23 protein-coding genes and 1 pseudogene are annotated in these 26,149 nt (G+C 67.3%); 16 read left to right on the top strand and 8 right to left on the bottom strand.

Annotation, left to right across the window (positions count from 1 at the left end; translation table 11 throughout):
* Positions 1-4 precede the first annotated feature (4 nt).
* Positions 5-3,301 carry an error-prone DNA polymerase gene (locus tag ACZY0B_RS12610; protein WP_463764438.1) on the bottom strand — a complete coding sequence of 1,099 codons (3,297 nt, stop codon included), beginning with the start codon at positions 3,299-3,301 and terminating at the stop codon, positions 5-7.
* 161 nt (positions 3,302-3,462) lie between these two features.
* Here ACZY0B_RS12610 and ACZY0B_RS12605 point away from each other — a divergent pair, with 161 nt between their 5' ends.
* On the top strand, positions 3,463-4,812 hold the full coding sequence (locus ACZY0B_RS12605; RefSeq protein ID WP_463764437.1) for a wax ester/triacylglycerol synthase domain-containing protein: 1,350 nt from the start codon (positions 3,463-3,465) through the stop codon (positions 4,810-4,812).
* Between the two features lie 41 nt (positions 4,813-4,853).
* Positions 4,854-5,969 (top strand): trehalose-phosphatase, encoded by a 1,116-nt coding sequence (gene otsB / locus ACZY0B_RS12600; protein ID WP_463764436.1) that lies wholly within the window; start codon positions 4,854-4,856, stop codon positions 5,967-5,969.
* On the opposite strand, the gene ACZY0B_RS12595 is transcribed toward otsB, so the two are convergent.
* Positions 5,966-6,838 (bottom strand): MaoC/PaaZ C-terminal domain-containing protein, encoded by an 873-nt coding sequence (locus ACZY0B_RS12595; protein WP_463764435.1) that lies wholly within the window; start codon positions 6,836-6,838, stop codon positions 5,966-5,968. The genes otsB and ACZY0B_RS12595 overlap by 4 nt on opposite strands.
* Before the next feature lie 96 nt (positions 6,839-6,934).
* Here ACZY0B_RS12595 and ACZY0B_RS12590 point away from each other — a divergent pair, with 96 nt between their 5' ends.
* The 6 genes and pseudogenes from ACZY0B_RS12590 to kasB all read left to right on the top strand — a co-directional run bounded on the left by ACZY0B_RS12590 (position 6,935) and on the right by kasB (position 12,481).
* Positions 6,935-7,636, top strand: a complete 702-nt coding sequence (locus tag ACZY0B_RS12590; protein ID WP_463764434.1) for a histidine phosphatase family protein — start codon at positions 6,935-6,937, stop codon at positions 7,634-7,636.
* A 19-nt stretch (positions 7,637-7,655) separates the two neighbouring features.
* Positions 7,656-9,668, top strand: a complete 2,013-nt coding sequence (locus tag ACZY0B_RS12585) for an SDR family oxidoreductase (protein ID WP_463764433.1) — start codon at positions 7,656-7,658, stop codon at positions 9,666-9,668.
* 16 nt (positions 9,669-9,684) lie between these two features.
* On the top strand, positions 9,685-9,963 hold the full coding sequence (locus ACZY0B_RS12580; protein ID WP_463764432.1) for a VOC family protein: 279 nt from the start codon (positions 9,685-9,687) through the stop codon (positions 9,961-9,963).
* On the top strand, positions 9,896-10,111 hold the full coding sequence (locus tag ACZY0B_RS12575) for a VOC family protein (RefSeq protein ID WP_463764467.1): 216 nt from the start codon (positions 9,896-9,898) through the stop codon (positions 10,109-10,111). Before ACZY0B_RS12580 ends, ACZY0B_RS12575 begins: the two co-directional genes overlap by 68 nt.
* Positions 10,112-10,139: 28 nt before the next feature.
* Positions 10,140-11,158: pseudogene (locus tag ACZY0B_RS12570) on the top strand (nucleoside hydrolase).
* 69 nt (positions 11,159-11,227) lie between these two features.
* Positions 11,228-12,481: a 3-oxoacyl-ACP synthase KasB gene (kasB, locus tag ACZY0B_RS12565; protein WP_463764431.1), complete on the top strand. Its 1,254-nt coding sequence runs from the start codon at positions 11,228-11,230 to the stop codon at positions 12,479-12,481.
* 5 nt (positions 12,482-12,486) lie between these two features.
* Here the strand turns inward: kasB and ACZY0B_RS12560 are convergent, their stop codons facing one another.
* Positions 12,487-14,031, bottom strand: coding sequence for a DNA polymerase Y family protein (locus tag ACZY0B_RS12560; protein WP_463764464.1), 1,545 nt, complete (start codon positions 14,029-14,031; stop codon positions 12,487-12,489).
* 50 nt (positions 14,032-14,081) lie between these two features.
* The gene (locus tag ACZY0B_RS12555) at positions 14,082-14,768 is read right to left on the bottom strand and encodes a hypothetical protein (RefSeq protein WP_463764430.1); all 687 of its coding nucleotides are present in this window, start codon (positions 14,766-14,768) and stop codon (positions 14,082-14,084) included.
* 100 nt (positions 14,769-14,868) lie between these two features.
* On the opposite strand from ACZY0B_RS12555, the gene ACZY0B_RS12550 reads away from it, so the two are divergent.
* Positions 14,869-15,477 (top strand): hypothetical protein, encoded by a 609-nt coding sequence (locus tag ACZY0B_RS12550; RefSeq protein ID WP_463764429.1) that lies wholly within the window; start codon positions 14,869-14,871, stop codon positions 15,475-15,477.
* Between the two features lie 16 nt (positions 15,478-15,493).
* On the opposite strand, the gene guaA is transcribed toward ACZY0B_RS12550, so the two are convergent.
* Both guaA and ACZY0B_RS12540 read right to left on the bottom strand, forming a co-directional pair.
* The gene (gene guaA / locus ACZY0B_RS12545) at positions 15,494-17,074 is read right to left on the bottom strand and encodes a glutamine-hydrolyzing GMP synthase (protein ID WP_463764428.1); all 1,581 of its coding nucleotides are present in this window, start codon (positions 17,072-17,074) and stop codon (positions 15,494-15,496) included.
* A gap of 10 nt (positions 17,075-17,084) precedes the next feature.
* Complete coding sequence (locus ACZY0B_RS12540; RefSeq protein ID WP_463764427.1) at positions 17,085-17,627, bottom strand: TetR/AcrR family transcriptional regulator; 543 nt, start codon at positions 17,625-17,627, stop codon at positions 17,085-17,087.
* 107 nt (positions 17,628-17,734) lie between these two features.
* Between ACZY0B_RS12540 and ACZY0B_RS12535 the strand changes: the two genes are divergently transcribed.
* The gene (locus ACZY0B_RS12535; RefSeq protein WP_463764426.1) at positions 17,735-18,832 is read left to right on the top strand and encodes a cytochrome P450; all 1,098 of its coding nucleotides are present in this window, start codon (positions 17,735-17,737) and stop codon (positions 18,830-18,832) included.
* Between the two features lie 19 nt (positions 18,833-18,851).
* Here the strand turns inward: ACZY0B_RS12535 and ACZY0B_RS12530 are convergent, their stop codons facing one another.
* A complete protein-coding gene (locus ACZY0B_RS12530; protein ID WP_463764425.1) occupies positions 18,852-19,490 on the bottom strand; it encodes a winged helix-turn-helix transcriptional regulator in 639 nt (212 codons plus the stop codon).
* A 79-nt stretch (positions 19,491-19,569) separates the two neighbouring features.
* Here ACZY0B_RS12530 and ACZY0B_RS12525 point away from each other — a divergent pair, with 79 nt between their 5' ends.
* The 5 genes from ACZY0B_RS12525 to ACZY0B_RS12505 are packed head-to-tail and all read left to right on the top strand — an operon-like array spanning position 19,570 to position 24,133.
* Positions 19,570-21,138 carry an MFS transporter gene (locus tag ACZY0B_RS12525; protein ID WP_463764424.1) on the top strand — a complete coding sequence of 523 codons (1,569 nt, stop codon included), beginning with the start codon at positions 19,570-19,572 and terminating at the stop codon, positions 21,136-21,138.
* Positions 21,135-21,998: a class I SAM-dependent methyltransferase gene (locus tag ACZY0B_RS12520; RefSeq protein WP_463764423.1), complete on the top strand. Its 864-nt coding sequence runs from the start codon at positions 21,135-21,137 to the stop codon at positions 21,996-21,998. Before ACZY0B_RS12525 ends, ACZY0B_RS12520 begins: the two co-directional genes overlap by 4 nt.
* A complete protein-coding gene (locus tag ACZY0B_RS12515) occupies positions 21,995-22,807 on the top strand; it encodes a class I SAM-dependent methyltransferase (protein WP_463764422.1) in 813 nt (270 codons plus the stop codon). The genes ACZY0B_RS12520 and ACZY0B_RS12515 overlap by 4 nt, the downstream gene beginning before the upstream one ends.
* 4 nt (positions 22,808-22,811) lie before the next feature.
* A complete protein-coding gene (locus tag ACZY0B_RS12510) occupies positions 22,812-23,693 on the top strand; it encodes an alpha/beta fold hydrolase (RefSeq protein WP_463764420.1) in 882 nt (293 codons plus the stop codon).
* Positions 23,690-24,133 (top strand): hypothetical protein, encoded by a 444-nt coding sequence (locus tag ACZY0B_RS12505; RefSeq protein ID WP_463764419.1) that lies wholly within the window; start codon positions 23,690-23,692, stop codon positions 24,131-24,133. The genes ACZY0B_RS12510 and ACZY0B_RS12505 overlap by 4 nt, the downstream gene beginning before the upstream one ends.
* A gap of 40 nt (positions 24,134-24,173) precedes the next feature.
* On the opposite strand, the gene ACZY0B_RS12500 is transcribed toward ACZY0B_RS12505, so the two are convergent.
* Positions 24,174-25,322, bottom strand: a complete 1,149-nt coding sequence (locus tag ACZY0B_RS12500; RefSeq protein WP_463764418.1) for an NmrA family NAD(P)-binding protein — start codon at positions 25,320-25,322, stop codon at positions 24,174-24,176.
* A 112-nt stretch (positions 25,323-25,434) separates the two neighbouring features.
* On the opposite strand from ACZY0B_RS12500, the gene ACZY0B_RS12495 reads away from it, so the two are divergent.
* Positions 25,435-26,100 (top strand): TetR/AcrR family transcriptional regulator, encoded by a 666-nt coding sequence (locus ACZY0B_RS12495; RefSeq protein WP_463764417.1) that lies wholly within the window; start codon positions 25,435-25,437, stop codon positions 26,098-26,100.
* The last annotated feature ends 49 nt before the right edge of the window (positions 26,101-26,149 follow it).

Raw genomic sequence — 26,149 nt, 5'->3', positions numbered from 1 at the left:
CGCGTCACCGAAAGTCGCGGGACCTCGAGCCGACGGCCAGGGTGATGCGGCCCAGCCGCTCGGCCACGACGGTGACTGCGCCGCTGGCATTTTGGACCTGACCGCGAATCAGCAGCGCCGGTGCGGTGTTCGCCAGCTTGCGATGTCGTGCCCACACCCCCGGAGTGCAGAGCACGTTGACCATCCCTGTCTCGTCCTCGAGGTTGACGAACGTGACGCCCTGCGCCGTGGCGGGGCGCTGCCGATGGGTCACCGCGCCGGCGATCAGCACGCGGTCGCCGTCGGGCACCGACCCCAGCGCCTCGGCCGGCACCACCCCCATCGCGTCCAGGTCGGCCCGCAGGAACTGGGTCGGGTAGCTGTCCGGGGAGATGCCGGTGGCCCACACGTCGGCGGCGGCCAGCTCCAGCTCGCTCATTCCGGGCAGCGCCGGGACGTGCGATGAGGACCCCACGCCGGGCAACCGATCCGGCCGTTGGGTGGCCGCGGCCCCGGCCGCCCACAGCGCCTCGCGCCGTGACGTCCCGAAGCAGCCCAGCGCCCCGGCCGTCGCCAGCGCTTCGGTCTGCGGCACGGAAAGCTGCAGCCGGGTGGTCAGATCCAGCAGGGAAGCGAACGCGCCGTTGGCCTTTCGCTCGTCGACCAGCTGCTCGGCGAGGTCGTCGCCGATATGACGGACGGCGCCCAGGCCGAGGCGGACGGCGTTCCCCGCATCTTCCAAGGTGGCGTGCGCCAGGCTGGCGTTGACATCAGGTCCGTGCACCAGCACGCCGTGCCGGCGCGCGTCGGCCACCAGCGACTGCGGTGAATAGAAGCCCATCGGCTGCGCACGCAGCAGCGCCGCGCAGAACGCGGCCGGGTGGTGCAGCTTGAACCACGACGAGTAGAACACCAGCGACGCGAAGGACAGCGCATGGCTTTCCGGGAAGCCGAAATTGGCGAACGCCTCCAGCTTTTCGTAGGTCCGGTCGATCACCTCGTCGCCGGCGCGATGCAATCTGCGCATGCCGTCGTAGAACCGGCCGCGCAGCCGTTGCATCCGTTCGGCCGAACGCTTGGATCCCATGGCGCGCCGCAGCTGGTCGGCCTCGGCGGCGGAGAATCCGGCGCAGTCGACCGCGAGCTGCATCAGCTGTTCCTGGAAAAGCGGCACTCCCAGTGTCTTTCGCAACGCCGATTCCATGGACGGGTGGTCGTAGACGACCGGGTCGATGCCGTTGCGCCGCCGGATGTAGGGGTGCACCGAGCCGCCCTGGATGGGCCCGGGACGGATCAGCGCGACCTCGACCACCAGGTCGTAGAACACCCGCGGCTTCAGCCTGGGTAACGTCGCCATCTGCGCACGCGACTCCACCTGGAACACGCCGACGGAATCGGCGCGGGCCAGCATCTCGTACACCGCCGGCTCGGAGAGGTCGAGGCGGGCCAGGTCCACCTCGATGCCCTTGTGCTCGGCCACCAGATCTATCGCGTAATGCAGCGCCGAGAGCATGCCCAGCCCGAGCAGGTCGAACTTCACCAAACCGATGGCCGCACAGTCGTCTTTGTCCCATTGCAGGACGCTGCGGTTCTCCATCCGCGCCCACTCCACCGGGCAGACGTCGGCGATCGGACGATCGCAGATCACCATGCCGCCGGAATGAATGCCCATATGCCGCGGCAGATTCCGGATCTGGGTGGCCAGGTCGATCACCTGCTCGGGGATGCCCTCGACATCGGCCGAATCGACCAACCCGTTCCAATGGCTGATCTGCTTACTCCAGGCGTCCTGCTGGCCCTGCGAGAAGCCCAGGGCACGGGCCATGTCGCGCACCGCAATTCGCCCGCGGTAGGTGATGACGTTGGCGACCTGGGCGGCGTAGTCCCGGCCGTATTTGTCGTAGACGTACTGGATGACTTTTTCCCGCTGATCCGACTCGATGTCCATGTCGATGTCGGGCGGCCCGTCGCGGGCGGGCGACAGGAAGCGCTCGAACAAGAGCTCGTTGCCCACCGGGTCGACCGCCGTGACACCCAGGGCGTAACAGACCGCGGAGTTGGCCGCCGATCCCCTGCCCTGGCACAGGATGTTGTTCTCCCGGCAGAACCTGGCGATATCGTGCACCACCAGGAAGTAGCCCGGAAATGTCAGTTGGGCAATAACTTTCAGCTCGTGCTCGATCTGGGCGTACGCTCGCGGCGCACCCTCGGGGAGTCCGTAGCGATCCCGTGCTCCCGCCATCGTCAACTGCCGCAACCAGCTGTCCTCGGTGTGCCCGTCGGGCACGTCGAACGGCGGCAGCTTCGGCGCGATGAGTGCCAGCCCGAACGCGCACTGCTCGCCTAGTTCGGCAGCGGCGGTCACCGCCTCGGGGCGCTGCGCGAACAGCCGGGCCATCTCCTCGCCGGACCGCAGGTGCGAACCCCCCAGCGGGGCCAGCCATCCCGCGGCCGAGTCCAGTGACTGCCGAGCCCGGATGGCGCCCATCGCCATGGCCAGCCGGCGCCGCGACGGCCCCGCGAAATGCGCCCCGGTGGTGGCGACGACGCCGACCCCGAACCGCGGCGCGATCCCCGCCAGTGCCGCGTTGCGTTCGTCGTCGAGCGGCTGGCCATGGTGGGTCAACTCGATGCTGACCCGCCCGGCCCCGAAGCGATCCACCAGATCGGCCAGCGCCCGCGCCGCCGCGTCCGGACCGCTGTCGGAAAGCGCCTGGCGCACACTGCCTTTACGGCACCCTGTCAGGATGTGCCAATGTCCGTCCGCGGCCTCGGTCAGCGTGTCGATGTCGAAGCGCAACTTGCCTTTCTCACCGCCGGCCAGATGCGCCGCGGCCAGTTGCCGCGACAGCCGGCGGTAGCCCTCCGGGCCGCGGGCCAGCACCAGCAGGTGCGGGCCGGGTGGGTCCGGGTTCTCGGTACGAGCCCCCGAAACCGACGAGGCGCCCAGCGACAGCTCAGCGCCGAACACGGTAGGCACGTCGAGTTCGACGGCCGCTTCTGCGAACCGCACCGCCCCGTACAGACCGTTGTGGTCGGTCAGCGCCAGCGCACGCAGATCCAGCCGGGCGGCCTCCTCGACCATCTCCTCGGGTGTGCTGGCCCCGTCCAGGAAGCTGTACGCCGAATGCGCATGCAGCTCGGCGTACGCGACGGACGAGCGACGCCGCCGCTCGTTCGGCGGCTCATACATCCCGCGCTTGCGCGACCAGGGAGCCTCTGCCGGGGGGTCCGGCGAAATCGGCGTGCCGGCGTGCCGCGGCTTGCTGTCGAGCAGCCGCTCCATTTCCGCCCAACTCCGCGGCTCATTGCCGAAACCCACGCCCATAGTCTATCGAAAGTATGTTCGATTTGGCGCTCGGCTGTTAAAGCGGTTGTTAAACCGGTCTTCAACTTCTAAACACAGTCTTAACGGACAGGTATCTATCGCGATGAGGCACTGCGACAGATACTGGTACGGGGCAACTACGGGCGGGACTGAAAATGGTACAGCTGACAACGGCATTGGATACGGGTTTTCTCACCGCGGCGGACCCCGATCGGCAGGCGAGCATGGCGACCGGCGCGGTCGCCATTGTTGACGGCGCTGCCCCCAATCTCGCTCGACTCGAAGTCCTTCTGGCAGAACGTATCAAGTCCATACCGCGGTGCAGCCAGGTGCTGCGCACCCACCCGTTCAGCGGTGCCCAACAATGGAGCGACGATCCGGGATTCGACCTCACCCATCACCTGCGCCGGGTCGCGGTTCCCCACCCGGGCGATGAAGCAGACCTGTCGCGGGCGATCGCTCACGCCCTAGAGCGTCCCCTCGAATTGGACCGCCCGCTGTGGGAGTGCTGGGTCATCGAGGGCCTGAAGGGCAAGTGGGCAATCCTGATGAAGGTCCACCACTACCTCGCCGACGCCACCCCTGCCGCCCACCTCCTCACCCGACTCTGCGACGATGCCGACAGCGAGATGTTCGCCAACCACGTTGAGCCCAAGCAGGATTCGACGCAAACCCAGAAGCCAGGCTGGGCCGACGCACTCTGGCGAGCATCGGCCGTCGCCGGCACCGTCACCAGCGCCCTGGCCGAGACGCTGTGGTCGGCGGCACGCACGTCGTCGAGCGGCCCGGTGGTCACCATGCGGCGCTACAGCACGGTGCGCGTTCCCCTTGCCGCCGTCGACGCGGTGTGCGGCAAGTTCCGGGTGACCACCAACGACGTCGCGCTCGCCGCCATCACCGAGGGCTTCCGGGCCGTGCTGCTGCACCGCGGCGAACAACCGCGCGCGGGCTCGCTGCGCACCCTGGAGAAGACGTACCTCCCCGTCGAGCACGACGATCCGGTACAGCGGCTGCGGCTCGTGCACAGCAGCTTGAGCCGGCCCAAGCAGGATAACCAGAACACGGGCGCGAGCATCATCGACTTGGCAACCAACCACATGCCGTTTGCCTTGTGCACCAAGGCACTTCAGCTGGTGCTGAGCCGGCTTCCGCAGCCGGGCATCGTAACGCTGGCCACCAGCACGCCGGGGCCACGGCATCGGTTGGAGCTGATGGGCGCAACGGTGGAACGCTTGCTGCCGATCCCTCCGACGGCTTCACAGCTGTCGAGCGGGGTCGCGGTGCTGAGCTACGGCGATGAGCTGATTTTCGGGATCACCGCCGACTACGACGCCGCACCCGAACTCCAGCAGCTCGCTGCCGGGATCGAACGTGAGATGGCGCGGCTGACCGCGCTCAGCCAAGACTCCGTCCTGCTGTTCACCAAGGATCGCCGCAAGCGCAGGCACCGCGCGGTGCGGGGCGGCGTACCCCCCAGTCATCCGGCCGCGCGAGCACGCGACTGACCCCAGCCGGGCGGCGTTGATCACCGTGAGAGGGTTGGTCAATGCCATCGGTCACCATCGACCCGCGCCGCCACGACGCGGTGCTGTTTGACCAAGGCGCCGACTCCGCGCTGGTGGCGCAATTGCGCGAGGCCGGTGTGGGCGTCGCCGTGCACGCCGACGACCCGATCGCCGCCGCCGACCGGATGGGTGTGCGGGCGGGACGCTGCGTCGTCGTCGCGGCGAGTGCGGCGGTGGTCAAGGCCGCGCGCGATGCCGGGTTCGCGTTGGTGATCGGTGTCGGAGACCCCGACGCACTGCGCGGCGCCGACTCGGTGGTGGCGGACTTGAGTGACATCGCCGTGCGTACCGGGGACAGGCGGATGTCGCAGCTTCCGGACACGTCGCAGCTTCTCGACGAAGGCCTGGATTCCCGGCTGCCGGCGGTGTTCTTCGACTTCGACGGCACGCTGTCGGACATCGTGAACGATCCGGACTCGGCGCAGCTGGTCGCCGGCGCCGCCGAGGCATTGCAGCAGTTGGCCGCGCGCTGTCCGGTCGCGATACTGTCCGGCCGCGACCTCGCCGACGTGACGGCGCGAATCGGCTTGCCCGGCATCTGGTATGCCGGCAGCCACGGATTCGAGCTGACCGCACCCGATGGAACGCATCACCAAAACGACGCCGCGGCCGCGGCCATACCGATGCTGGAATCCGCGGCCGCCCAGCTACGCGAGCGACTCGGTTCGATTCCCGGTGTCAGGGTGGAGCACAAACGGTTTGGCGTGGCGGTGCACTATCGCAACGCCGCACGAGATCGCGTCGGCGAGGTGACGGCGGCGGTGCACGCGGCGGGTCAGCGCGACACGCTTCGGGTGACCACCGGCCGCGAAGTCGTCGAGCTGCGTCCGGATGTCGACTGGGACAAGGGCGCAACCCTGCGCTGGGTGCTCGATCACCTGCCCGGTTCGACACCCCTGACACCGATCTATCTCGGCGACGACATCACGGACGAGGATGCGTTCGACGCGGTTCGCGAAGACGGCATACCAATCTTGGTGCGGCACAACGATGATGGCGACCGAGCCACCGCCGCGCTATTCGCGCTGGACAGTCCGGCCGCCGCGGCCGAGTTCGTCGGGCACCTGGCCCGCCGGCTGGCTGACGCCGGGAACTAGTCCGCCGCGTATTCGACCGCGCCGTCGTCGAGCACCACTCGCGCGTCGGCACCATCGGGCCCGGCCGCCTCGGTGCGGAAGACCGCCTTGCCCGGCTCGGTGCGCCAGATCAGCGTCGTCAACGTCTCGCCCGGGAACACCGGCGAGGTGAAGCGCGAATCGATCGAGATGATGTTGGCCGCAAGACCCTTACCGAGTTCGGCGACCAGCGCGCGGCCCGACACCCCATAGCTGCACAGGCCGTGCAGGATCGGCTTGGGGAATCCGGCCAGCTCCCGGGCGAACCACGGGTCGCTGTGCAGCGGGTTGCGGTCACCGGACAGCCGGTAGATCAGCGCCTGATCCTCGCGGGTGGGCAGGGCGACGCGCGCGTCGGGCTCGCGGTCCGGGAATTCCGGGGCAATCGGGCGCTGACCCGGCTGCCCGCCGAACCCGCCCTCGCCGCGGAGCACCAGCGTGGTCAGCGTCTCGGCGATCAGCTGTCCCGAATCCGGGTCGGTACCGCGGCCGCGCAACATCACGATCGCGTTCTTGCCCTCGCCCTTGTCCTGCAGGTCGGCAACCTCGGTGACCACCGACAGCTTGCCCGCCGCGGGCAGCGGCGCGTGCAGCCGGATGCCTTGCGAGCCGTGTAACAGCATGGCCCAGTTGAACTTTCCGATCTTGCCGGCCGCACCGAACGCGGGGCAGCAGATCACCGCGTAGGTGGGCAGCACCTGCTGGGTGATGTCGTGGCTGTTCTCGGTGGTGAATGACAGGTCGTCGAGCCCCGCGCCGACGCCGAGGGCGTACAGCAGGGTGTCCCGATCGGTCCATTCGAACAACGTCGGCTCGGTCACTGCACCAATGGCAGTCGGGTCAATCGCCATGCGCGTCTCCTCTGATCTACCTAATTCAAGCTTTTTCTGCACCCAACCATTGCAAACCCTTCCCCCTGGGGCTGTCGGCAGGGCAGGCTATTCGACATGGCCACGCGCAGCTTGATCGGAAAGGCGGCGGCCGTACTCGCCGCAACGCTCGTCGTCGGTGCCTGCGGCGGATCGGCGCAGGCGCGCTCGATCACGGTGACGTTCATCCGAAACGCACAGACCCAAGCCGACGCCGACGGAATCATCAACACCGATCCGCCCGGCCCCGGCCTCACGGCCGAGGGCAAGGGACAGGCCCAGCAGCTAGCGCACCAGAGCGGCCGCAACGACTTCGACGCCGTGTACGCCTCCGCCATGGCCGAGGCGCAGCAGACCGCAAGCCCGCTGGCCGGCGAACTCGGTAAGCAGGTCGAGGTGCTCAGTGGCGTGCAGTCACTCAACGCCGGCTGGTACAACGGCAAACCCGAATCGATGGCGGGTGCGACGTATATGTTGGCGCCGGCGGACTGGATCAACGGTGACGTCGTAAACAGCATCCCGGGTTCGATCAGCGGGAAGCAGTTCAACGACCAGTTCACCGCCGCGGTCAACAAGGTCTACAACAGCGGCCACAACAAGCCGGTGGTGTTCTCCCAGGGCACGGCGATCATGTCGTGGACGCTGATGAACGCCAGGAACGGCAAGAGCAGCCTGCTGACCAGCCATCCCCTGCCGAACATCGGCCGCGTGGTGGTCACTGGCAACCCGACGGGCGGGTGGACGCTGGTCGAATGGGACGGCATCCGCAACTTCGGCTGATCCCCGCTACCATGGCTCCATGCGGTATGTCGTTACCGGCGGTACCGGGTTTATTGGTCGCCGCGTCGTCGCTCGTTTGTTGGACACTCGGCCCGACGCCGAAGTGTGGATTCTGGTCCGGCGTGAGTCGCTCGGACGCTTCGAACACCTCGCCGCGCAGTGGGGTGAACGCACCAAACCGCTGGTCGGCGACCTGACGGAGCTGGGGCTGACCGACGAGCGGTTGGCCGAGCTGGGCCGGGTCGACCATCTGGTGCACTGTGCGGCCATCTACGACGTCACCGCCGGGGAGGCCGAGCAGCGCGCCGCCAACGTCGAGGGCACCCGCGCCGTCATCGGGCTGGCGCGGCGGGGAGGCGCCACGCTCCACCACATCTCGTCGATCGCCGTGGCGGGAGACTTCGCCGGCGAGTACACCGAGGACGACTTCGACGTCGGCCAGCAGCTGCCCACTGCGTACCACCAGACGAAGTTCGAAGCCGAATTGCTGGTGCGGTCCGAACCCGGGCTGCGCTACCGCATCTACCGCCCGGCCGTGGTGGTCGGCGACTCGCGCACCGGCGAGATGGACAAGATCGACGGCCCGTACTACTTCTTCGGCGTGCTGGCCAAGCTGGCCATCTTGCCGTCGTTGACCCCGATCCTGCTGCCCGACACCGCGCGCACCAACATCGTCCCGGTCGATTACGTCGTCGATGCGCTCGTCGCACTAATGCACAGTGACGGCCGCGACGGCCAGACGTTCCACCTGACCTCACCGAAAACCATTGGGCTGCGCGGCATTTACCGCGGGGTTGCCAAGGCCGCCGGCCTGCCCCCGCTGCGCGGGTCGCTGCCCCGCTCGGTGGCCGCACCGGTGCTGAAGGTGAGTGGACGCGCCAAGGTGCTGCGGAATATGGCGGCCACCCAGCTGGGAATTCCCGCCGAGGTGCTGGACCTCGTCGACCTGGCGCCCACTTTCGTCAGCGACACGACCCAAAACGCGTTGCACGGCACCGGAATTGAGGTGCCCGAGTTCGCCGGCTACGCACCCAAGCTGTGGCGGTATTGGGCCGAGCATCTGGATCCCGATCGCGCCCGCCGCGACGCTCCGGACGGCGCGCTGCAGGGCCGGCATGTAATCATCACCGGCGCATCCAGCGGCATCGGACGGGCGTCGGCAATCGCGGTCGCCGAGCGGGGTGCAACGGTGTTCGCGCTGGCCCGCAACGGTTCCGCGCTCGACGAGCTGGTCGCCGAGATCCGCGCCAACGGCGGTCAGGCCCACGCGTTTACCTGCGATGTCACCGATTCGGCGTCGGTGGAACACACCATCAAAGACATCCTGGGTCGCTTCGGCCATGTCGACTACCTGGTCAACAACGCCGGCCGTTCGATTCGCCGTTCGGTGGTCAACTCCACCGACCGGCTGCACGACTACGAGCGGGTGATGGCGGTCAACTACTTCGGCGCGGTGCGAATGGTGCTGGCACTGCTACCGCACTGGCGCGAACGCCGATTCGGTCACGTCGTCAACGTCTCCAGCGCGGGCGTGCTGGCCCGCAATCCCAAGTACAGCTCGTATCTGCCGACCAAGGCGGCGCTGGATGCGTTTTCCGACGTGGTCGCCTCGGAAACACTGTCCGACCACATCACGTTCACCAACATCCACATGCCGCTGGTCAAGACGCCGATGATCGCGCCGTCGCAGCGGCTCAACCCGGTGGCGCCGATCAGTCCCGAACGGGCGGCGGCGATGGTGGTGCGCGGCCTGGTCGAGAAGCCGGCGCGCATCGACACCCCGCTGGGAACGCTCGCCGAGGCCGGCAACTACCTACTGCCCAGGACCTCGCGGCGAATCCTGCACCAGGTTTACCTAGGGTATCCCGATTCCGCTGCGGCGCTGGGTATTTCGCCGGTCAGCGGCGAAACAAAGGGCGACCGCGCGTCGGTACGCCGTCGGCCCAAGCGCCCGGTTCGTGCCGTCGGACGCATCGGAGTCCCCAGAGGAGTCCGCAAGGCGATCCGGCTGGTGCCCGGGATTCATTGGTGACGAAAGGAATATCGGCATGGTCGACATGCACCTTGAGGTCCACGTCGTCCCCGTATCCGACGTCGAGCGATCCAGGCAGTTCTACGAAAGCCTGGGGTGGCAGCTAGACAGCGACGTCGCGCCCGGCGGCGGCGTCCGCATCATTCAGTTCACGCCCCCAGGCTCTGCCTGCTCAGTCACGTTCGGCGTGGGAATCACGCCGGCCGAACCTCGCCTCGGCGCAAGGCGTGCTGACCGTCTCCGACATCGAAGCGGCCCACCAGGATTTCTTCCGCCGTGGCATCGAAATGAGTGATCTGTGGCATGGGGTGCCGTTCCCGCCGGAGGCGCGGCTACCCGGACCCGACCCCGACCACGCCAGCTACCAGTCGTTTTTCTCCTTCAACGATCCCGACGGCAACAGGTGGCTGGTCCAAGAGGTGACAACGCGGCTCGCCGGCTGACCCTTAGGGCCCGGGTATCGTTGCCGCAGTGAAACCCGTTTTCGTCGATGTCGACACCGGCGTCGATGACGCGCTGGCCTTGATATACCTGCTGGCCAGCCCGGACGCCAATCTGGTCGGCATCGCCTCGACCGGTGGAAATGTTGGCGTACAACAGGTTTGCGCCAACAACCTGGGCCTGCTCGAGCTGTGCGGTGTCACCGCTGTTCCGGTGTCGAAGGGCGCCGACGAAACGCTGGCCGGCCCGTTGCGAACCCCGTCGAAAGTTCACGGCCCACGGGGCCTGGGGTATGCCGACCTGCCCCCGAGCGGCGCCGCGTTGACCGAGTACGACTCGGCGACGGCCTGGGTGCGCGCAGCGCGGGTCTTTCCCGGCGAGCTGATCGGCGTGGCGACCGGCCCGTTGACCAATCTGGCACTGGCGCTGCGCGCCGAGCCCGCACTGCCAAACCTGTTGCGCCGACTGGTCATCATGGGCGGCTCCTACGACCACATCGGCAACACCACCGCCGTCGCCGAATGGAATATCAGCGTGGACCCCGAGGCGGCCGCCGAGGTGTTCACCGCCTGGTCCGCCGAAGACCTTGGGCCGCAGCAACTTCCGATCTTGTGCGGCTTGGATCTGACCCGCAACGTCGCAATGACACCGCAGATCCTGGCGAGATTGGCGGACGCCGCGGAGTCGACGTCGACGATGATGAGCGTGCAGGACGAACGGGGCACCGATCGACGGCGTCCAATCCGGTGATTCGGGTTATCGAAGACGCGATGCGGTTCTACCTCGAGGGCTACTTCGACAACGGGCACGGATATCTGGCGCATCTGCACGACCCATTGGCCGCGGCGGTCGCGCTGGAACCCGAACTCATCGCGACCCGTTCCGGGCGGGTGGACGTCGAGCTTGCCGGGACCCTGACCCGCGGTATGACGGTGACCGATTGGCGCCGGGAACCCAACGCGCACATTGGAGTTGGCGTCGATCCGACAGTGTTCTTCGACCGGTTCATCGAACGCGTGGGGCCATTCGCGCGTCGGCTCGCCTCGTGAAGCACGGGGCTATGGAATAGTGACGTATCTGCACAGGGTTGCGTTAGTCAGCACGAAAGGACCTACGCAATGACAGAGCTGGTTACGGGGAGGGCGCTACCAAATGTAGTGGTCACCGGCATTGCCATGACGACTGCACTAGCTACCGACGCCGAGAACACCTGGAAGTTATTGCTGGACAGCCAAAGCGGCATCCGCACCCTCGAAGATTCGTTCATCGAACACTACGACCTGCCGGTACGTATCGGTGGGCACCTGCTGGAGGATTTCGACCAGGGATTGACGCGTGCCGAGCGGCACCGGATGGGTTGGCTGCCGAGGATGGCCGCCATCTTGAGCCGCCGGGTATGGGAGAACGCCGGTTCGCCCGAGGTCGACCACAACCGGTTGCTGGTATCGATCGGCACTGGCCTGGGCTCGGCCGAGCAGATCGTGTTCAGCTACGACGACATGCGCGCTCGCGGCCGCAAGGCGGTTTCTCCGCTCGCGGTGCAGAAGTACATGCCGAATGCCCCCGCCGCAGCGGTCGGGCTGGAACGGCACGCCGGGGCCGGGGTACTTACCCCGATATCGGCGTGCGCATCCGGTTCGGAAGGCATCGCCCAGGCCTGGCGCAATATCGTCCTCGGCGAGGCCGATATCGCCATCTGCGGCGGCGTCGAGGTCAAGATCGAAGCGGTGGCGATCGCGGCATTTGCGCAGATGCGCATCGTGATGTCGACTCGCAACGATGACCCTGCCGGGGCGTGCCGCCCATTCGACGTGGACCGGACCGGCTTCGTGTTCGGTGAGGCCGGTGCGCTGATGGTCATCGAGACCGAGGAGCACGCGAAGGCTCGCGGGGCCAACATCCTGGCCCGGATCATGGGCGCCAGTATCACTTCGGACGGCTTCCACATGGTGGCGCCGGACCCCAACGGCGCGCGCGCCGGGCACGCGATGACCCGGGCGATTCAGCTGGCCGGGCTGACACCCAACGACATCGACCACGTCAACGCGCACGCCACCGGCACCTCGGTGGGCGACCTGGCCGAGGGCAAGGCGATCAACAACGCGCTGGGCAGCAACACGCCGGCGGTGTACGCGCCCAAGGCCGCGCTCGGTCACTCGGTCGGTGCGGTCGGCGCGGTGGAGTCGATCCTGACCGTGCTGGCGCTGCGGGATCAGGTGGTTCCGCCGACGCTGAACCTGGAAAATCTCGATCCGGAGATCGACTTGGACGTGGTGTCGGGCAAGCCGCGGCCCGGCGATTACCGGTACGCGATCAACAACTCGTTCGGATTCGGCGGCCACAACGTGGCCGTGGCTTTCGGCCGGTACTGACACCGTTACTCGTAGATCCCTTCGAGATACCACCGCCGCTGGCGATAGCAGAGCAGCAATGCGCGTTCGCTCTTTAGCAATACCTGGGCGCGGGCGGTGCGGCCCGGTGAACCGGTCGAGTTCAGGTCGGTATCCCACCACCGCTCGTCGACCGGCCAAGGCCCGGCCCACCAGCGCAGCGGGTCGTCCTGGCCGCGGGCGACCAGGCGCACGGGGTCGGCGGAGAACATCCCCCGGCTGGTCACCCGAATCGGATTTCCTTGGGCGTCAAGCAATTCCACCGGATCGTCGAGCAGCACCGCCGGCGACGGATCCGGCAGCTGGCCGGGCCAGGGCAGTCCCGGGTGCGCGTGCGGCACCGGCTCGTCGCCCAGCGGGGTCAGCGTGATGCGTTCGGCGGGCCCGCGGCCTCCGGACAACACCGGCACCCGCACCGCCTCCGGGCCGAGCAGACCCTGCACCCGCACCAGCGCCCGCTTCGCCCGCAGCCTGTCTTCCTCGCCGAGGCCACCCCATAACGGCAGCTGCAGCGCCTCGGCGGACACCACCTCCACCGCCTGCAGCCGCAGCAATGTCACCGGCGCCGTCGGGCGGGGGTGGCGGGCGGTCCGGTTGCTCAACCACCCGTCCAGTTGCCAGCGCACCCGATCGGCGGTGGCGTCCTCGGTCAACGGCTCGGCGCACCGCCACACCCGGTTCAGTTCCTCGCCGTTGGCGGTGACGGCATGAATGGACAGCCGGGTGCATCCCACTCCGGCGGACATCAGCATCTGGTGCAGCGTGCCGGCCAGCGAGCGCCCGGCGAATGCCGCGGCGTCGACCCGGTCGATCGGCGGGTCGCAGTCCAGCACGGCCTCAAGTTCGGCCGGGGGCTCCCGCCCGGACGGTCCCCGCTCGGGTTCGCCGCGGGCGAACCGGTGCGCGCTCACCCCGTCGGTGCCGAACCTGGAAGCCACGTCGGTGGACGACAGCGCGGCGAACTGCCCGATGGTGCGAATTCCTAACCGCCACAACAGATCCGTGAGCTCCTCTCGCCCCGGACCCGACAAACTCGGCTCGGTGGCCAGCTGCCGGATCGACAGCACCGACAGAAACTTCGCATCGCCGCCCGCCTGGACGATGCGGCCGGCCCGGGCGGCAAAGACCGCGGTGGACAACTGGTCGGCGATCCCGACCTGACACTCGGCGCCGGCCGCGGCCACCGCGTCGATCAGCCGCTCGGCAGCGGTGGCCTCGGACCCGAAATAACGGGCCGCTCCGCGCACCGGCAACACCAGGAGCCCGGGCCGCAGCACCTCGGCCCGGGGCACCAAATCGTCGACCGCCGCAACCACCCCTTCGAAAAAGCGGGCGTCGCGGTCGGCGTCGGCGGTGGCGATGTGCAGTTGCGGACAGCGGGCCGCCGCCTCCCGGCGTCGCAATCCACGTCGCACACCGGACGCACGCGCGGCCGACGAGCAGGCGATCACCCGGTTGGCCAAAGTGACCGCGATCGGGGTCGTCATGGATTGACCCGCCGCTGCCGCCGCCGCGACGGCCGGCCAATCCATGCACCAGATGGCCAGCACCCGGGAACCGGCCCCGGAAGACGCCACCGGTCTCACCCGGTTCGCGTTCGGCCGATCACCCGTCTCCCCGCGCACACCCCGCTGACCTGCAGCCGCACTCCGCTGATTCGTCCGAATCCGCAGACGGGGGTGCCGCGGTTACCCGCAGTGATCTCGTAACCGCAGACCCTGGCCTCCAGCCGCGTGGGCGCTCCTTGCCAGTCGCCGTCGGTGACCAGCAGGGTGCAGCCCTTGAGCCGGGCGCGAGCCACCACTGCCCGCGCCCGGGTCAGCGGCACCCGGCGCCCACCCAGACCGAGCACCACCAGGTCCATGCCGTCGATCAGCACCGCGGCAACCTCCACCGGATCGGTCCCGGGATCCGGTATCACCGCGAGCCGGCTCAGGTCCGCCCCCATCTCCACCGCGGCCAGCAGCCCGATATCCGGCTGGCCGACGATGGCCGCGTTTCCTCCGGCCGCCGTTACCGCGGCGACCATACTCAGCAGCAGTGAACGCGCTCCCGACAGCACCGCCACCGTCCCCCGGGGCAACTGCGCGGGCAACGCGTCGGCCAGCCACTGCGGGACCGGCAGTTGGGATTCCGATTCCGGCAGCAGCTCATCGGGGCGGGCGACAGGCGCCTTCTCGGCCGACTTCCCGGACAACACCGCGATCTTCCGGCGTAGCGATTCAAGCTGTTCGGTGCGATCCTGGTTGGAGGCGACAGCTGCCGTCATACAAGCCTCCTACCAGCATTTCCTCGATTGTTTTCGAATGTATGTTCGAGAGTAAACACCCAACCTCCGACAGCCGTCAAGAAACGTGAGAGGCTGCTTTATGCGCTCGGTGCTGCTGTGGCTCCTGGTGCTTTTTTGTGTCGCCGTCGGGACGGCAACGCCGGCCAAAAGCGGGGTCGGCAACTGTCAGCCGGCGGAGTTCTTCGTCGTCGACAACGCCGATCCGCTGTTCGAGCCGCAGGCCGACGTGACGATCACTCTCAACGGCATCGCGGTGACGGGATCGACCCCGCTCGATGGGGTGTACTGGTCCAGGGCGCTGCAGCGGGTCACCTTCGAGCGGTCCCGCGAATTTCATCTGTGCGGCACCGACGAGGCCACCCTGCACATCGCCGCCGAGGCCCTGCGCCGTCAGTTCGACCAGGAAACGGTGCTGTCCTTCGACTATCTGCCCCAGCATGCGCCGGAGCAGAACGCGGTCCTCATCACGGTGCCCGATGTCGACATCGAGCGTCTCGGCACTGCGCTCGCAGCCGATCCGGCGGCACGCAACCGGCTACGGGGCGCGTCCGTCACCGCGACCGACCGCACCCTGATCCTGGTCGCCGCAAACGGCGATCGCGATATTGCCCGCCGGCTGGCCGACGAGGCCGGCGGCAACTGGGATGCGGTCGGCATTGCTTACGGCAGAAGCGAATTCGTGGAGTAAGGCCGAAGAAACTCGGCTATTCCCACTCGATGGTGCCCGGCGGCTTGCTGGTGATGTCCAGCACCACGCGGTTGACCTCGGCCACCTCGTTGGTGATCCGGGTCGAGATGCGCTCCAGCACCTCATAGGGCACCCGGGTCCAGTCGGCGGTCATGGCGTCCTCGCTGGACACCGGCCGCAGCACGATCGGGTGCCCGTAGGTGCGGTTGTCGCCCTGTACGCCGACCGAGCGCACCTCACCCAGCAGCACCACCGGGCACTGCCAGATCAGGTTGTCGAGGCCCGCGGCGGTCAACTCCTCGCGGGCAATCGAGTCGGCGCGACGCAGCGTGTCCAACCGCTTTGCGGTGACCTCGCCGACGATCCGGATGCCCAGTCCCGGGCCCGGAAACGGCTGGCGCCCAACGATTTCCTCCGGCAGGCCCAGTTCCCGCCCGACGGCACGCACCTCGTCCTTGAACAGCAGCCGCAGCGGCTCGACCAGCTTGAACTTCAGGTCGTCGGGCAGACCGCCGACGTTGTGGTGGCTCTTGATGTTCGCGGTCCCGCTGCCCCCACCGGACTCCACCACGTCCGGATACAGCGTGCCCTGCACCAGGAAGTCGACCTCGGATCCAGTGTCGGCCAAGATATCCCGCACCGCGCCCTCGAAGGACCGGATGAACTGCCGGCCGATGATCTTGCGCTTGCCCTCGGGGTCGGTCACACCCGCCAGCGCCGCGAGGAAGGTGTCGGCCGCATCGACGGTGACCAGGTTGGCGCCGGTGGCGGCGACGAAATCGCGCTGCACCTGGGCGCGCTCACCGGCCCGCAACAACCCATGGTCGACGAAGACACACGTCAGCCGGTCTCCGATGGCGCGCTGCACCAGCGCCGCGGCCACCGCGGAGTCCACCCCGCCGGACAGCCCGCAGATCGCATGGCCGTCGCCGATCTGGGCCCGCACCTGTTCGGTCAGCGCCTCGGCGATGTTGGCGGCGGTCCACTGCGCTCCGAGACCGGCGAAGTCGTGCAGGAACCGGCTGAGCACCTGCTGCCCGTGCGGGCTGTGCATCACCTCCGGGTGATACTGCACGCCGGCCAGCCGACGGGCTCGGTTCTCGAAGCCGGCGACCGCCGCACCGGAGCTGCTGGCCACCACGTCGAAACCCTCGGGCGCCGCCGTGACCGCGTCACCGTGGCTCATCCAGACCGGCTGCATCTCGGGCAGTCCCGAATGCAGTTCTCCGCCAAGCACTTTCAGCTCCGTGCGGCCGTACTCGCTGGTGCCGGTGTGGGCGACGGTCCCGCCCAGCGCCTGCGCCATCGCCTGAAATCCATAGCAGATGCCGAACACCGGCACACCGAGGTCGAACACCGCGGGATCCAGTTGCGGGGCGCCCTCGGCGTACACGCTGGCCGGTCCGCCGGAGAGCACCAGCGCCACCGGATCCTTGGCTTTGATCTCGTCGATCGAGGCGGTGTGCGGAATGACCTCCGAAAAGACCCGCGCTTCGCGTACGCGACGGGCGATCAACTGTGCATACTGCGCGCCGAAGTCGACCACCAATACGGGTCGGTCCGCGGGTCCGACCTTGAGGTCAGCAGGTTTCGCCACGGCCACGAGTCTAGTGGGGGCCAGCGGCGTGGATGACGGCGTCGACAACGCGACGGATTCGGACCGCGGCTTGATCAGGGTCGGGTTGGCCGGCGTCGAGCCAAGCGATGACGGCATCGACCGTCAGGGTCGGTAGCAATCGCGCCGCCCAGCTCCGCCATCGATCGTCGGAAATGCCGGCAAGGTGGCGGCGGGTGATCTCGGTCGAACTCTCGCTGAGCGTATCGATCATGTCGCGAAACTCCGGTTCGCGAACGGCATAACGGAACAGCAGCCGGAAAGCGTCCGGATCGGCCGCCGCTGCGCGGATGAGTGCGGGGATGCTGGCGTCGTCGAAATCGTCTGTGCCGGTGGCTTCCCGGAGGCGGGTGTGCCCGCTGTCGATGACGGCTCGGTAGAGGTCTGCTTTCGAAGCGAAATGCCGGTACAGAATCACCGGCGTGACACCTGCTTCCGTCGCGATGGCATCGAGCCCCGTGCCGGCAAACCCGCCGCGGGCGAACGCACGAGTGGCGGCATTCACGATCTGTTCACGCCGTTGGGCGCGGGGCATTCGCGGAGTCGACTCTGATCGGACAGCCGTCATCTCAACCTTTCCTTGTACATGTGACAGTGTACAAGTACCTTTGTATAAGTACTCCTATACTTAAGGTGTCGCCGATGCCATCCAAGATACGCACGCCGATCGGCCACGAGGCCTGGCTGGTCACCGACTATGCGCAGGTACGACACCTGCTCGACGACGATCGTCTCGGTCGCTCTCATCGCGAACCCGACACGGCGGCACGCACCGGGGAATCGGCACTGTTCGGTGGCCCGCTGGGCAACTTCGACACCGAAGACGCCGACCACGTCCGGACGCGAAAACTGCTGCAGCCCCATTTCTCACCCGGGCATCTGCGGGCGCTGAAGCCAAGGGTGGAAGCACTCACCACCGAGCTGTTGAACGACCTGGCAGCAGCGGGCCCCCCGGCTGATTTGCACGCGCAACTGGCGTTGCCGTTGCCGATCCTGGTGATCTGCGAACTACTCGGCGTGCCCTATTCCGACCGGGCCCAATTCCGCGCCTGGGCAGAGGATGCGGGCAATGTGCGCGATCACGCCCGCTCCGAGCGCGGGCTGGCCGACCTGTTCGAATACGGCCGCGGATTGGTCGCGCGCAAACGCGCGCATCCCGGCAACGATGTGATATCTCGGCTGTCTGCGACCGACGGCGTCTCCGACGAGGAGGCCGCCACGATGTCTATGTTCCTGCTGTTCGCCGGCCATGAGACCACGGTGGTCCACATCGGCCTCGGGGCATTGCTGTTGCTGACGAATCACGATCAATGGCAGGCGCTGCTGGACAAACCCGCGTTGATCCCCAACGCCGTCGAGGAGCTCCTGCGAGCGGCGACAACAGGGGGTGGCGTGGGTGGCGTTCCCCGCTATGCACGCACCGATTTCGTCATCGATGACACCACCATCCACGCCGGAGACCTGGTACTGCTGGACATCGGCTCGGCCAATCACGACCCCGCGGCGTTCACCCGCCCAGAGGCTATCGACATCGCCCGCAAGGAAGCCGCCCATGTTTCTTTCGGATACGGCGCACGCTACTGCGTCGGAGCCCCGTTGGCGCGTGTCGAGCTGAATACCGTTTTTGCCCAACTGATTCCGCGATTCCCAGCAATGCACCTGACGGTTGACCCCGCAGAACTGACCACGCGTCGCGACGTGCTGGCCGGCGGGCTGGTCGAGCTACCGGTGTCGTGGTGAGGTCGGCGCCGGCCCGCGCCTACAGCGCGAACGCCTCACGCAGCGCGCCGACGGCGCTCGGGTCGCCCGTCACGCCGATGCGCCGCATTGCCGCCTTGCGCTCGGCCGCACTGGAGCCCAAACGGGCGGTCACCAGATCCGCCGCGCGGGCGGTGATCGTCACCGCGGGTTCGCCGTGAGCACCGGCGAGGCGCCCTTGCGTGACCGCGAAGTCGAAACGGCGGCCGTCGATGTCGGCCCGGCACGTCGCCTCTAACCCGGCCGCCTTCCGCGAGTCGAAGCCCAGCAGGATGCCGGCCAGGAACCCGTTCAGCGGCGATACCGGGCCAACGTCGATCGGATCCAGCCGGTCCAGGCCGAACCACGCGAGGCTCTGCAGGATGGGCAGTACCCGCTGCCAGCCCAGGTCGCTGAGGGTGTAAACGGTGCGCCCGATCGGGGCGGGTAAGTCGGTGCGCTCCACCAAGCCGGCGTCGTGCAGCTCGTTGAGTCGCTCGGCGAGCAGATTGGTCGCGATGCCAGGCAGTTCACCGCGCAGGTCCGAATAGCGCCGGGGGCCGCCGACCAGCTCGCGCAGGATCAGCAACGTCCATCGCTCACCCAGGACATCGAGCCCGCGCGCGATCGGGCAGTTCTGGTTGTAGTTGCGAGTCCGCATCACCCCACCCTACCAGCGGCAGACATCTTTTTCTATCTACTACTTGATTTATTTGTCTGTTAGATTTACTGTCTTGTCCATGCGCACCAGCCCAGTGTTCCGAAATCACCCGCTCGCCGCGCTCGCCGTCATTTGCCTCGGCGTCTTCGTCATCAGCGTCGACGCCACCATCGTCAACGTCGCCCTGCCCACGCTGTCGCGCGAACTCGATGCCGACACCTCGCAGCTGCAATGGATCGTCGACGCGTACACCCTGGTCATGTCCGGACTACTGTTGTCGGCCGGCAGCTTCAGCGACCGATTCGGCAGACGAGGCTGGCTCAATGCCGGCCTCGCGCTGTTCGCGATCACGTCAGGCCTTGCAGCGCAGGCGAATTCCGCGGATCAGCTGATCGCGGGGCGGGCCGCTATGGGTGTGGGCGCGGCGGTGATCTTCCCGACCACACTGGGCCTGATCACCAACATTTTCACCGACCCAGTCCCCCGCGCCAAGGCGATCGGGCTGTGGGCGGCGATGGTCGGTGTCGGGGTGGCCGTGGGGCCGATCAGCGGTGGCTGGCTGCTCGAGCATTTCTGGTGGGGCGCCATCTTCATGGTAAACATTCCGATCGCGGTGGTGGCCATCATCGGCGGCGTCTTGTTCGTCCCAACCTCCCGCGACCCCGCCGCACCGCGCGTCGATGTTCCCGGGCTGCTGCTGTCGGCGGCCGGCGTCACCGCGTTGGTCTATACCGTCATCGAGGCGCCGTCGTGGGGTTGGACGAGCGCCCACGCCGCGGTCGGCTTCGCCTTGGCCGCTGCCCTTCTCGTCGGGTTCGCACTCTGGGAGCGGCGCAGCACCCACCCCATGCTCGACGTCACGGTGTTCTCGAACCCCCGGTTCTCCGGCGGCAGTCTCGCGGTGACCGCTGGTTTTCTGACCTTGTTCGGATTCATCTTCGTGATCACCCAGTACTTCCAGTTCATCAAGGACTACACCGCATTTCAGGCCGGCGTGCGATTGCTGCCGGTTGCCATATCCATCGCGGTGGCCAGCATCCTGGGGCCGCGGTTGGTGCAGCGGATCGGCACCACCGCCGTCGTCGCAGGGGGCCTGGCCGTGTTCGCCGCCGGCCTGGCGTGGGCGTCTACCGCCGAAGCCGCGACGAGCTACGTCGAGATCGCCACGCAGATGCTGTTGCTCGGTGGCGGCCTCGGACTGACGACGGCGCCGGCAACCGAATCGATCATGGGATCGCTGTCCGCCGACAAGGCCGGGATCGGCTCGGCCGTCAACGACACCACGCGCGAGCTCGGCGGCACCCTGGGTGTTGCAATCGTGGGCAGCGTCTTCGCCTCGGTCTACTCCGCGCACCTCGGCTCCGCGCCCGCCCTGGCCGCATTGCCGGCCGAGGTTACCTCGGCGATGCGCAGCTCAATGGCAGTGGCGCACAAGGTGATCGAACAGCTCCCCGCGGAGCGCGCCGGTCAGGTGCGCGACGCCGTCAACCACGCGTTCCTGGACGGCCTGCAGGTGGGTTCGCTGGTATGCGCGGGTATCGCACTGGCCGCGGCGATCGTCGTCGCGGGACTGCTGCCGGCCCAGGCGCAACCAAGCAACGCCTCCCAGCCCGACATCACCGACAAGGAAAGGCAGCTGAACCCATGAATACACCAGTAGCGGCAAGCGGAAGCACGTACGTTCTGGGCCACGAGGACGTGGAGGTGCGGCGGCTACTCCTGCAAGGACGGCTGTATAACGACCACACCGAACATGCGCTGCGAATCGCCGGGCTGCGACCGGGCATGCGAGTGCTCGATGTCGGCTGCGGCCCCGGTGACGTGTCATTCGTCGCCGCTCGGCTGGTCGGTCCAACCGGAACCGTACTGGGAGTAGACGCCGCACCCGAGATGATCGCTCTGGCCAGCGCCCGTGCCGCCGAACAAGGCTTTACGACAGTACATTTCAGGCAATCCGGCATTGACTCGCTCACCTTGGACGAACCGGTCGACGCGGTAATCGGCCGGTTGATCCTGATGCACTTGCCGGAGCCGGCCGCCACCCTTCGCCGGCTCAGCACGTTGGTGCGCCCCGGGGGCACGATCGCGTTTTCGGAGAACGACATCACCGCAACGCGCAGCATCCCCGATATCCCGCTGTTTCGGCGGACGGTGGCGGGAATCGTCAGCGCCTTCGAGGCCATGGGGCTCAGCGCAGAGTTCGGCACCACGCTGCACAACGTCTTCGCCGACGCCGGCCTGGGCTCACCGCACCTGACGCAAGGCACACCGATCGGCACCGCCGCCGACCACGACATCCTGGCCTATGCCGCGGAAGTCTGGCGGTTGGTATCCCCCGTCGCGCAACAGAACGGCTTCGCCGTCGATGAGCTCGCCGACATCGACGAGTTTGTCCCGCGGTTGCGCGAGGAGGCGCTGGCGGCCAACGCCGTCATCACCATGCCGCCGCTCATCACCGCATGGGTGCGGCTGCAGCCGGCTCGTGAATCGGAAAGGGAAATGGCATGACTGCGATCGAAACGCAGTATTCGACCGGGCTGTCGCGGCGCAACATCGAGCGGGCATTGCTCGCCGCCGGCAAGGACCTCGAGCACCTGGCCCCTGCCGACCTGGGCCTGCTGGAGGACTTCCACACCATGGGCCGCTTCGCCACGGCGGCGCTGCTGGACTTGGTCGACGTCACAACTGACAGTGCGGTGCTCGATGCCGGAAGTGGCATCGGCGGCACCGCACGATACGTCGCCGCCCGCTTTGGCTGCACGGTCACCGCCGTGGACCTCACCGACGAATACTGCGAAACCCACCGTTGGCTCAATCGGCTCGTCGGGCTGGACCAACGGATATCGGTTCATCAGGGCGATGTCACCGAACTCCCCTTCGCCGACGCCAGCTTCGACATCGTCATCAGCCAACATGTTCAGATGAACGTGGCCGACAAGGCGCGCCTCTACTCCGAAGCCCGCCGCGTGCTGGTCACAGGTGGCCGTCTCGCCATGTGGGACATCGTGGTTGGTGACAGTGGCCAACTCGAATTTCCACTGCCCTGGGCCGATCGGCCCGCACACAGCCATCTGGTCAGCTCCGATGACTTGCGCGCCGTCGTCGAGTCTTCCGGGTTCGCCATCGAACACTGGAATGATCTGTCCGACCAGGCGAGTGCGCTCATGCAAGCCCTGCTGGCTCAGTCCGCCAACCCGCTGGGCCTGCACGCCTTCGTGGCCGACTTCACCCGCAAAGCCGAAAACCTGACGGCCGAGTTGTCGGACGGGCGGCTGCGGGTCATTCAGGGAGTCGCTCGAGCGGCCGCGGAAGGTTAACACCATGCAACACAACGCTATTCCGGACCAGAGCTACACAAAGACATGGAGTGGCGCTCGCGGCGAGGTCAAGTTCCTACGCCGGTCCGATGGGTCCCGGCTGCGCTACTTCACTGCGGGCACGGGGCCACCGCTGGTGCTGCTCCACACGGTTCGCACCCAGCTGGACTACTTCCAGAGAGTCATACCCGGGCTGTGGGACCAATTCACGATCTATGCCCTGGATTTTCCCGGCATGGGATGGTCCGACATCGTCCCGGGCACCCGCTACGGAGAGTCTGAATTACACTGTGCTGTAGTCGAATTCGTCAAGATGCTTGACCTGCACGAGGTGACGCTGGCCGGCGAATCGATGGGGGGCGCGATCGCGCTGTTGGCCGGGGTCGAGCTGAAGGACCGGGTGAGCGGCGTGATCGCTTTCAACCCGTACGACTACCCGAGCGGGCTGGAACGCGGCAACTGGTTCGCCCGGCTGATCGGAACCGGCGTCCGCCTGCCCGGTTCGGGACCGGTCTTCGCCCGGATGGAGAATCGCATGATTCTGCGGGGCGTGCTGTGGGGCGGCCTGGCGAACCGCAAGAGCCTGCCGGAGGACTTCCTCCGCGAGCTACGGCGAAGCGGTCGCCGGCCCGGCTACCCCACGGTGAACCGGGCCATCATGGGCAGCCTCACCGGGTTCATCGACGCGAAAAGCCGCTACACGCAGGTGAAGACACCCGTCACGTTGGTCTACAGCGAACACGACTGGTCGCGTCCGGCGGAGCGGGAGCAGGTTGCTCGCCAACTACAGGTCGAGGCCATCACGCTGCCCGGCGTCGGCCACTTCTCCGCGCTGGAGAGCCCAACCGAGATGGTTCGGATCATCCGGCAAAGCAGCGGAGCATGAACCAAACCCCAACCAGCCGCGCGGCATCCTGGCTGCCGGTGATGATCCGGCTGACCGCGGTCGGCTATTTGCTCTTCTTCGTGCCCGACCTCGTTCTCACGACGACACACCACATCGACTCGCTGCCACCGTTTTTCGCCCGGCTGTTTGACTGGGGATCCGGCGGCGACGCGATCGCCATCATGTTCGCCACCGTCTATATCGTCTGGGCGCTCTTCCTGTTCGGATCGGCCAGGGACCCGCTCGCCAACCGGCTGTTCCTCGATTTCAACCTCACCGCGAACTCGACTCACTTCGCCGCCATGCTCGTCATGGCCGTCGCCATGCGCGACCAGCACCAGCACCTGCCGGGGGTGGTCGCGCTCGGATTGCTCACCACGGTCCCGTTGGCGGCATGCTGGCTGCCGGTCCGACGCCGCCGTCAAGGCGCCGGGCGGTAGTGGGATTCGGTACGCGATCACGCTGTCGCAGTGCTGGCGGCTAGGACGACAATCGCTGGTTCCACAGTCCGTCCGCGGATGCCGAGATCGTGCTTGGACCGAACCGATAGTGCGCTGGGTCAACGGACGGGGTGTGCTCGCTTTGCCACACGGCTGACTCGGCCGAATACCGGGGCTGGGCAGGCTGGGGATGCTGCTGGCGCCTGTCGAAGCGGTCGAGCCGGTGCGCCGGCACCAGCCCCGTCAGCATGAGCTTCCCAATCTCGCGCAGCATATTTCCCGCGGTTCGCCGGGTGTCCGCCGCTTTGACGTAGCGGCGGGCGATGGTGAGAAAGTCTTCGGGTTCGACGCCGGCGACATCACGCACATGAGTGGTCGGGCCGCCCACCTCCCAGCTTCCCAGCGCGGTCTCGGGCAGGTAATGGCGCAAGCCAGACTCGAAGAACATGTCGGCTCCGAGTTGCTTGGCGTTCACGCGCACCGCTCGCATGAACATCCACGGGGGAATTTCCATGAGGCGGACCCGCCGGCCCAACGCCTCACCCACCGCATCGGCGATGTCATTACCGGACAACAGCTTTGGCCCAGTCGGGCGGTAGGCACGGCCGTCATGGCGGTGCGGGTCGAGCAATGCGCCCACCGCGACCCGGGCGATGTCCTCATTGGACGGGGGCGCGTTGAGTCGTCCCCCTGTCCTCGGCGTCGGCAACACCCCGAGTTGGGCGGCAACCGGCAGCACCTGGAAATAGTTGTCCGCGAAGAATCCGGGATCGACCGCGACGTGGGCGGTGTCCGGCAGGAACTGAAACAGCTTGTCGGACAACCAATGCTGGCGCGTCATCAGGGACGGATGCTCCGGACTGGCCAGCCACTGGCCCAGCGCGACCACCGCCTCAACGCCGGCGCTGCGCGCGGCCACGGCAAAGGTGACCGCACTGTCAAGTGCGTGCGGGTGGTACGGGGGGTTGAAGAACAATCGATCCACGCCGTCGACCGCAGCCCGAACCTGTTGAATGTCAAGCATATCCGCCACAACGACCTCGGCCCCTGAGGCCCGCAAACGGGCACTGCGCCCATCGTCGCGACGTACCAATGCTCTCGTGGCCACGCCCTTTTCCAGTAATTGAGCCACCACCGCGCCGCCAATCCTTCCCGTCGCGCCGGTAACCAGCACACGTGTGTTTGTCATTGGAGTTCCCTTCCTTGTTTGGACCACAAAATGTGACCAGTGGTTACTTCCGCAGTATGCGACCATAATGTGACCGTTGTCAACATCTCTTGCGACGTGAGATCGTGATGGCATGAGTTCCGTCCGCGCCGGCCCCGCCGGCCCCGCCGGCCCCGCCGGCCCCGCCGGCCCCGCCGGCAAAAAGGGCTATCACCACGGTGCGTTGCACTCGGCCCTTATCAAGGCGAGCGTCGCGCTGGCCCGCGAGGGCGGACCCGATCGGGTGGTCCTGCGCGAGGCAGCCCGGGCCGCCGGAGTGTCGCACTCGGCCGCCTACCGCCACTTCGCCGACCGCGAGGCACTCCTGGCCGAGGTGTCGAGCTATGCGCGCAATGAGCTTGCCGCGCAAATGCGCCGACGCGTCGATCGCACCAACGACCCTCGAAAGAGGCTGCGCGCGGTCGGCACCGCCTACATCGACTTCGCGATCTCCGAGCCGGGACTGTTTCGCACCGCGTTCACCTCGCATCCCGCGACGTCCGACGGCGCAGAGCACGATCGAGCGACAACGGGCCAAGACCCGTTCGAGGTTCTTGGTCAAGTGCTCGACGAAGCCCAAGCCGCCGGTCTATTGGATGCTCGCCGCAGGCCGGGAGCCGAGGTTGCCGCCTGGTCAGCGGTGCACGGGCTGGCCAGCCTGCTCCTCGACGGACCGCTACCCAGGAGCCCCGCGGCCGTCAAATTCTCGCAAGCCCAAGTGTTCGACCTCATCGAGCGTGGCCTGCTAAACAACACCTAGCTCGGCGGCTCGAGCCGCGCACAGCCGCTGAATCGCTGGCGGCATACAG

It is taken from the genome of Mycobacterium sp. IDUB_19 (genome assembly GCF_055419445.1).
This window is presented reverse-complemented; position numbering and strand designations above follow the sequence as displayed.